The sequence below is a fragment of the Luedemannella flava genome (assembly GCF_039528515.1).
Taxonomy (GTDB): domain Bacteria; phylum Actinomycetota; class Actinomycetes; order Mycobacteriales; family Micromonosporaceae; genus Luedemannella; species Luedemannella flava.
On sequence record NZ_BAAALT010000062.1, the window covers coordinates 1 to 8,184 of the forward strand.

At 70.1% G+C, this 8,184-nt stretch carries 6 protein-coding genes; 4 read left to right on the forward strand and 2 right to left on the reverse strand.

Features of this window, described 5'->3' with window-relative positions; genetic code table 11:
• Positions 1–922 precede the first annotated feature (922 nt).
• Positions 923–2,065, forward strand: a complete 1,143-nt coding sequence (locus ABD211_RS12660) for a cellulose binding domain-containing protein (RefSeq protein WP_344129827.1) — start codon at positions 923–925, stop codon at positions 2,063–2,065.
• A 29-nt stretch (positions 2,066–2,094) separates the two neighbouring features.
• The gene (locus ABD211_RS12665) at positions 2,095–3,489 is read left to right on the forward strand and encodes an extracellular catalytic domain type 1 short-chain-length polyhydroxyalkanoate depolymerase (RefSeq protein ID WP_344129830.1); all 1,395 of its coding nucleotides are present in this window, start codon (positions 2,095–2,097) and stop codon (positions 3,487–3,489) included.
• Positions 3,490–3,588: 99 nt separating this feature from the next.
• Here the strand turns inward: ABD211_RS12665 and ABD211_RS12670 are convergent, their stop codons facing one another.
• Complete coding sequence (locus tag ABD211_RS12670; RefSeq protein WP_344129832.1) at positions 3,589–5,004, reverse strand: extracellular catalytic domain type 1 short-chain-length polyhydroxyalkanoate depolymerase; 1,416 nt, start codon at positions 5,002–5,004, stop codon at positions 3,589–3,591.
• Positions 5,005–5,112: 108 nt separating this feature from the next.
• On the opposite strand from ABD211_RS12670, the gene ABD211_RS12675 reads away from it, so the two are divergent.
• Positions 5,113–6,135 (forward strand): PaaX family transcriptional regulator, encoded by a 1,023-nt coding sequence (locus ABD211_RS12675; RefSeq protein WP_344129835.1) that lies wholly within the window; start codon positions 5,113–5,115, stop codon positions 6,133–6,135.
• On the opposite strand, the gene ABD211_RS12680 is transcribed toward ABD211_RS12675, so the two are convergent.
• Positions 6,057–7,082, reverse strand: a complete 1,026-nt coding sequence (locus tag ABD211_RS12680) for a PaaX family transcriptional regulator (protein WP_344129838.1) — start codon at positions 7,080–7,082, stop codon at positions 6,057–6,059. The genes ABD211_RS12675 and ABD211_RS12680 overlap by 79 nt on opposite strands.
• A 131-nt stretch (positions 7,083–7,213) precedes the next feature.
• Between ABD211_RS12680 and ABD211_RS12685 the strand changes: the two genes are divergently transcribed.
• The coding region (locus ABD211_RS12685) for a glycoside hydrolase family 10 protein (protein WP_344129841.1) at positions 7,214–8,184 on the forward strand (971 nt) is incomplete at its 3' end.

The following is an 8,184-nucleotide window of genomic DNA, read 5'->3' on the forward strand; positions in this document are numbered from 1 at the left end:
GTGCCGCTCGCCAGCGGGGCCTTGCCACAGCCGGCGGTCGTGGCAGCCTGCGCCACGCCCCGCACGATCACCGCCGTGCCCACCAGGGTCAGCGCGATTGCCGCGACCGCCAGTGGCCGGTACCAGCCCCGTCTGCTCGTGCGTCTCATGACGACTCCTTAGAAGTACATGCGCCGTAGTTAAGGTGTGCAGGGCGGCGTGCAGCAGGGGTGTCCAGCTGCCGCCGGAGACATGCGACACATAGTGTCTTCGCGACACACAGAACTGTCAATCGATGCAATTAGATGCTGTCGACCGGCGGGGTGGGGGTATGACGACAGCGGCACGGTGCGCACAACCTTGAGCACCGCCCGTTGAGCCGGACAGCGTCGGAGTGTCGCCGTGGTAAGTCCACGGGCCGATGGTCAGCCGCGGCGGGCGGCCGGCCGCGACGAGGTGCGCGTAGGTACGCAGCCGCCAGGCAGGAAGATGTCCGCGCGACGGTGTCGGTAGTGTGCGGAGGCTCACTGACCGGGCGGCACAAAGGATTCGCATTCGCGATACCGCCACAATGGGCGGGCCGATAGTCGCTTCATAGCCGACCGCCAGTGGGTTAATGTCCCATCGCGACCATGCGTCAACGGACCACATAACACTTTTCCGAGAAATGTTCCCGAGCAGCTGCACCGCTGGTGAAGCACTGGCCGGGCGCCCGGGTCCACGAATTCACGGGCTGGAAAGTTTCTATTACCACGCCGATACATTTCGGTTGCGGTCACCGCTGCCTGCGCATCCTCCCACCGTCCGGGCGGGCACGGGATAACCCGAAAACAAAGATGGTCATCAATTGACTCGCCCTTGTCGGCGTAGCTAGCTTCGCCGAAACAACCGCTGCGTACCGGCGCGCGCCGACGAGCGATGTGAACGTTCACAAGGAGGAAGCATGAGACAGCACCGCGGGTGGTTGGCCGCCGGCGTTCTCGCGGTCGCGGCGGCCGTGGCGATAGCGGGTGGCATGGCGACGGCGAGCGCCGAGTCCAACGGCGGCGTACGGGTCATGCCGCTCGGCGACTCGATCACCGAGGGTACCCAGGTTCCCGGCGGCTCCCGGATCGGGCTGTGGCAGCGGCTCAGCGCGGGCGGGTACCGGGTCGACTTCGTCGGGTCGCAGTACAACGGGCCGTCGAACCTCGGGGACCACGACCACGAGGGTCACCCGGGCTGGCGCATCGACCAGATCGACGCCAACATCGTCGGCTGGCTGCGCACGTACACCCCACGCACCGTTCTGCTGCACATCGGCACCAACGACATCCTGCAGAACTACAACGTCTCCGGCGCACCGGGCAGGCTGTCCACGCTGCTCGACCGCATCACGTCGACCGCCCCGAACGCCGAGGTGTTCGTCGCGCAGATCATCACGCTGTCCAACAGCGGTCAGGCGAACGCGGTACGCACGTTCAACTCCGCGCTGCCCGCTATCGTGCAGAGCAAGGTCAACGCGGGCAAGCGCGTGCACCTCGTGGACATGTACAGCGCATTGACGACGTCCGACCTGATCGACGGCGTCCACCCGACCGCGAACGGCTACGACAAGATGGCCGCCCGCTGGTACGCCGCCCTGCAGTCCGTCCCGGGCAGCATCAGCACGACCACGCCGTCGAGCAGCGCCCCGACCACGAGCGCACCGCCCCGCACGACGGCCCCGGTCACCAGCGCCGTCGTCACGAGCGCCCCGGTCACCAGCGCGGTCGTCACGAGCGCTCCGCGGACGAGCGCCGCGGCCGGCGGCTGCACCGCGACGTACGCGATCAGCAACTCGTGGCCCGGTGGGTTCCAGGGGGCGGTGAAGGTCACCGCCGGCGGCAGCGCCATCAGCGGCTGGACCGTCACCTGGCGATACGCCAACGGGCAGACCATCACGCAGGCATGGAACGCCACGGTCAGCGCCAGCAGCGGCACGGTCACCGCCCGCAACGTCAGCTACAACGGCGCGCTCGGCGCCGGGGCGAGTACGGAGTTCGGTTTCATCGGCACCGCGCCCGGCGCGAACGACGTCCCGACGCTCAGTTGCGCGGCGGCGTGAGCATCCCCTCAAGGAGAGTGGTTGTCCCCATGAAACGAATCCTGCGTGCGGTGCTGGCGGCGGTGCTGGTGCCGCTGGCCGGCGGGTTGGTCCTGTTGGCGATGCGGCCGGCGGCGGCCGCATCGCTGACCCAGGTGACGGGCTTCGGAACCAACCCGACGAACCTCAACATGTACCTCTACGTGCCCAACAACGTCGCGTCCCGGCCGGCCATGCTGGTCCTGGTCCACTACTGCAGCGGGTCGGCGTCGGGCATCTTCAACGGCAACGGCCGCGACTACGTGACGGCCGCCGACCAGTACGGGTACATCATCGTGCTGCCCGAGGCGACCCGGGACGGGCGCTGCTTCGACGTGTCCACCGCCGCCGCGCTCAGGCGCAACGGCGGCAGCGACTCCACCGGCATCATGTCGATGGTCAGCTACGCCCGTCAGCGCTACAACGTCGACCCGGGGCGCATCGTGGTCAGCGGGTTCTCCTCCGGCGCCATGATGACCAACGTCCTGGCCGCCCAGTACCCGGACGTGTTCTCCGCCGCTTCGGCGTTCTCCGGGGTACCCGCCGGGTGTTTCGCCACGACCAACGGCTCGCTGTGGAACAGCCAGTGCTCCGGCGGGTCGATCATCAGGACCGCCCAGCAGTGGGGCGACACGGCCCGCGCCATGTACCCCGGCTACACCGGCGCGTACCCACGCATCCAGCTGTGGCACGGCAGTACGGACACCACGCTGGCGTACCCGAACTTCGGTGAGGAGATCAAGCAGTGGACCAACCTCCACAGCCTGGGCACCACGCCGGGGTTCACCGACCGACCGCAGTCGAACTGGACGCGCACGCGTTACGGCAACACCGGCACGCAGGCCACGGTTGAGGGCATCAGCATCGCCAACACCGGCCACACCCTCCCCCAGTCCGGCATGCTCGCGTACGCGATCTCCTTCCTGGGGCTCAACGCGCGCCCGACGCCGACCACGGCGGCACCCACCACGCGGCCGGTGACGAGCGCCCCGCCCACCAGCGCGGCACCCACCAGCACCCGGCCGAGCACGTCGGTGCCGCCGGTGACCTCGGCGGCGCCGACGTCAGGGCCGCCGGTCACCGGGTCGGCGACGTGCCGGGTCGGCGCGGCGGTCAACGCGTGGAACACCGGGTTGACCGAGAGCATCACGATCACCAACACCGGCGGCAGCACCGTCAACGGCTGGTCGCTCGTGTTCACGCTGCCCTCCGGGCAGACCGTCACCGGCGGCTGGAACGCCACGTACAGCCCGACCAGCGGTCAGGTCACGGCGACCAACCTGAGCTACAACGCGACCATCGCGCCCGGCGCCTCGGTCAGCATCGGTTTCCAGGCCACCCACACCGGCAACGCGGCCGCGCCGACGGCCTTCAGCCTCAACGGCAGCCCCTGCGCCGCCGCCTGACGACCAGCCGGTCATACGCCGCGGCCGCCACCCCCGCGAGGGAGATGGCGGCCGCGGTCGGTCGTGGCGGCCGCGGACGCGTACCGCCCCGGCGTCGGCTCAGCCGATGGTGCAGGCCGTGCCGTTGAGCGAGTACGCGGTGGGTGTCGCGGCGTTGCCCGTGTGCGTCGCCTGGAAGCCCAACGTCGTGGACCCGCCCGCGGGGATGGCGGCGTTGTAGCTGACGTTGCGCGCGGTCACCTGGCCCGACGTCGGTGAGTAGGTCGCGCTCCACCCGCCGGTGATGGTCTGGCCACCGGGCAGCGTGAAGGTCAGCGTCCAGCCGTTGATCGCGGCGGTGCTCGTGTTGGTGATGGTGAGGTTGGAGACGAGGCCGTTGTTCCAGGCGTTGATGGCGTTACTGACCCGGCAGCCGCCCGTCCCGGTGACCGGCGGCCGCGACGTGGGCGGCGCCGAACTGACCGGCCCCGACGTGGGCGGCGCCGACGTGGGTGGCCCCGACGTCGGGCGCGACGAGGTCGGCGCTGCCGAGGTCGGCGGCCGGCTGCTGGTCACCGGCGCGCTGGTCGGCGTGGTGTTGTTGAGCCCGAAGAACGCGATGGCGTACGCCGCCATCCCGCCCGACGGGAGGCTGTGCCCGGCCCCGGAGACGGCGATGGCCTCGACCTTCGTGCCGGAGGAGTCATTGAACCGGCGCCGGTTCCAGCCGGACTGGGGAGTGTCGGTGGTGGTGGGCGTCAGGCTGAGCCCGAAGACGTTGGTCCACTGGTCGACGCTCTCCTGCAGCAACGAGTACGGCACGAGCGTGTCGGCGGTGCCGTGCCACAGCTGGATGGGCGGGCGGAAGCCGCTGTAGCCGGGGTAGGCGCCGCGGACGAGGTCGCCCCACTGCTGCGGGGTCCGGTTCATGTTCCCGCCGGTGCACTGGCTGGACCCGGGCGGGTAGTCGGCGGCGTTGGCGAAGCAGCCGAACGGCACGCCCATGAAGGAGGCGCCGGCCTTGAACACGTCCGGGTACAGGGCCAGCATGTGCTGGGTCATCATGCCGCCGGACGAGCTGCCGGTGGCGTACACCCGGTTCGGGTCGCCGCCGTACTGCTGCTGGACGTACGTGATCATCGAGACGATGGACACGGGGTCGCTGCCACCGCCGCGCACCTTGGCGGCCGCCGACCAGGTGTCGAAGCACTTGCCGAAGCCGGCCTGCTGCTGGGCGCTCGGGTAGATGACGATGTACCCGTACCGGTCGGCGAGGGAGGCGAACTCACTGCCGGAGTAGAAGCCGGGGCCCGAGCCGCCGCAGCCGTGCATGGCCACGACGATCCCCGGCCTGGCCGGCCGGTTGTCCGGCACGTAGACGTGCATCTGCATGCCGCCCGGGTTGTTGCCGAAGTTGGTGACCTGCACCAGCGACGCCGCGGCGGCCGGTTGGGTCAGGGCGGGCACGACGACCGCCAGGCCGATCGCTGTCACGAGGGCGGCGAGGCCCGCGCCCAGGGTGCGTCTCTTTCTCATCGGTACTCCTTGGTGATGTGTTTCAATTAAGGTCCTCGAAGGCGCAGAAAATGTCAATCGATAGACCTTGATGTGCCGAAAGAGGCCTCAAGACGGCACAGTGATGCGGTGAACCCGTTCAGCCTCGAGGCGGTCCTGCCCGACATCGCGACCGAGTCGGTCCGGCTCCCCCGCCGCCAGACCGGCGGATCGCCGCAGGACACGGCCGTGACCCTGCTGGCCGACTACACCCTGCGGACCCGCGGGTGGCTGCCCTCGGCCGCGATCGTGGAGCTGCTCGGCGAGGCGGGGGTGAGCACGGGCAACGCCCGCACCGCGATCAGCAGGCTCGCGCACCGCGGCGTCCTCGAGAGCCGCCAGCACGGCCGGCGCACCGCCTACCGGCTGACGACCGCCGCGGCCACCGCACTGTCCATCGGCGGTCGCGCGCTGGCCGGGTTCACCACCCAGGCTGAGTCGTGGGACGGCCAGTGGACCGTCGTCGCCTTCTCGCTGCCCCACGGCAGCGACGCCCAGCGGCGCGCGCTGCGCGGGCGGCTGCGCTGGTTGGGCTTCACCATCCTGTACGACGGCCTGTGGGTCTCGCCGCAGGAACTACCGGACCGCAAGGCGACCGAGCTCGCCGACATCACCGGCGGTGCGATCACCGTGTTCCGGGCGCGGCACGTGGAGTTCGGCTCGATCGCGACCCGCGACCCGCTGGCCGCCTGGGACCTCGCCGCCATCGCCGGCGAGTACCAGGCCTACGTGGAGCAGTGGGAGGCGCTGCTGCCACGCGTGCGGGCCGGCGACGTCGTGGGGCCGGAGGCGGTGCGGACGCGGACCGAGGTGATGGACGCGTACCGGCAGTTCGTCGTGCTCGATCCCCGCCTGCCGCAACGCCTGATGCCCCCCGGCTGGCCGCGCGAGCGGGCCCGCGAGGTCTTCGTCGCCGTCTACGACGGTCTCGCCGGGGCGGCGCTGACCCACGTCACCGAGGCCGTCGCCCGTCGCGGGGGGACCATGACGCCCGACGTCGCCACGCACTCCGTAGCGGACCTGCTCGACGGCCCTCAGGTGGTGCCCGAGGGGTCAGCGAGCACGTCGTCCATGGTCTCCAGGAAGAGCCCGGTCGCCGGCGCGGGGGCGTAGCCGGAACCGGTCGCCAGCTCCGCGGTGGTGTGCGCGCGGATGCCGGGATGCGGGTCGCCGAACCGCGCCACGACAGCGCGGACGTGATCCTGGGCCGGTTCGGCGAGGCCGTCGTAGACACCCGCGAACGCCGCACGTGCGCGCGCCCGCGGCCAGTCGCCGGGCATCAGCTGGACCGGAAGTTGCGGATCGCGGATCGGAAAGCGGCGGTAGGTGTCCATGATCTCGGTGCGCGCCCGCACCGCGGCGGCGCCGGTGACCGCGCCGTCGCGGACGCGCGGCAGCAGTGGCTCCCAATGGCCGATGAAAGCTTCATAATGCCGGGCGATCGCGGCTACGTCCCAGGCCTCGATCGGGTTGCGGTTGGTCGCGATCGGCATCTCCACGTGCGTGGCCCGGAACACGCTGATGGCGCCGCCGCTGACCGCCAGGAGCCGGTCCTTGACGGTGGGGTTCAGCACGTCCGGCGACACCCACAGCCCGTCGTACAGGGGCGCGAAGCCCAGCCAGCGCAACTGCCCCCGCAACAGGCGCCGTTGCGTGTTCGCCTCCTGCGGAAGGGAGAAGGCGACGAGCGTCCACCACTCGTCCCAGGGGTCGGGCCGGGTGCCGAAACTGGCGATCCACGCGCCGCCCGCGGACAGGTCGCTGGCGGCCGCCGTGGTCAGGCGGTAGTGACTGTTCCGTCCGTCCCGGTGGCTTTCCAGGACCCCCCGGCGGGCCAGCCGGCTGATCGCCGTGCGGGCGCCGGCGGTGGTGACCCCGGACTCGCCGAGCAGCGCCACGATCGCCGCGGACGGCAGCCAGGCGCGGGTGGCCACCGTGTAGTCGGCCACCAGGGTCATGGCCAGGCCCTGCGGCGACGGCCCTGTCTGACGGCGCGGTAGCCGGACGGATCCGGTCGCGACGTCGGGGAAGATCTCCTCGATCTCGTACGGGCTTACCACGGCACCACTCCAGCTCCCCGGGATGTTTCCCATGATTATGGCTGTCCGCCAAGCATTAGCTGACATCGATTGACAGTTATATGCACCGCCGTGACAATAAGTGCCGCGCTTTACCCCCGGGAGGAGTTTTCATGAGACGCACGAACAGACGCGGCCGGTACCGGCTGCTGGCAGCCGCGGGGGCCGCGCTGGCCGTGGCGGGCGCGGCGGTGCTGGTGCCTGGGCTGGCCCAGGCCGCCACCACGCTCGGGGCCGCGGCGGCCCAGTCGGGCCGGTACTTCGGCACCGCGATCGCGGCGAACAGGCTGAGCGACTCGACCTACAGCACGATCGCCGGCCGCGAGTTCAACATGATCACGGCCGAGAACGAGATGAAGCCCGACGCCACCGAGCCCAACCAGAACCAGTTCAACTTCTCGGCCGGCGACCAGATCTACAACTGGGCCACCAGCCGCGGCCTGAAGGTCCGCGGGCACACGCTGGCCTGGCACGCCCAGCAGCCGGGGTGGATGCAGTCGATGAGCGGCTCCACCCTGCGCAACGCCATGATCAACCACATCAACGGCGTGATGGCCCACTACAAGGGCAAGCTCGCCGCGTGGGACGTGGTGAACGAGGCCTTCAACGAGGACGGCAGCCGCCGCAGCTCGAACCTGCAGAGCACCGGCAACGACTGGATCGAGGTCGCGTTCCGGACCGCCCGAGCGGCCGACCCCGACACGAAGCTCTGCTACAACGACTACAACATCGAGAACTGGAGCTACGGCAAGACGCAGGGCGTCTACCGCATGATCCAGGACTTCAAGAGCCGTGGTGTACCGATCGACTGCGTCGGCCTGCAGACCCACTTCACCGGCGGCAGCTCGCTGCCCAGTAACTTCCAGACGACGCTGTCCAACTTCGCCGCCCTCGGGGTCGACGTCACGCTGACCGAGGTCGACGTCACCAACGCGAGCACCTCCCAGTACGCCGGGCTGACCCAGGCGTGCCTGAACGTCCCGCGCTGCATCGGCATCACCGTCTGGGGCGTGCGGGACAGCGACTCCTGGCGCTCCAACGAGAGCCCGCTGCTGTTCGACGGGAGCGGCAACAAGAAGCCCGC

What these genes read in the sequence shown, in the direction of transcription:
- ABD211_RS12660 (WP_344129827.1), top strand. Translation starts at nt 923, where the DNA reads ATGAGACAGCACCGCGGGTGGTTGGCCGCCGGCGTTCTCGCGGTCGCG.
- ABD211_RS12665 (WP_344129830.1), top strand. Translation starts at nt 2,095, where the DNA reads ATGAAACGAATCCTGCGTGCGGTGCTGGCGGCGGTGCTGGTGCCGCTG.
- ABD211_RS12670 (WP_344129832.1), bottom strand. Translation starts at nt 5,004, where the DNA reads ATGAGAAAGAGACGCACCCTGGGCGCGGGCCTCGCCGCCCTCGTGACA.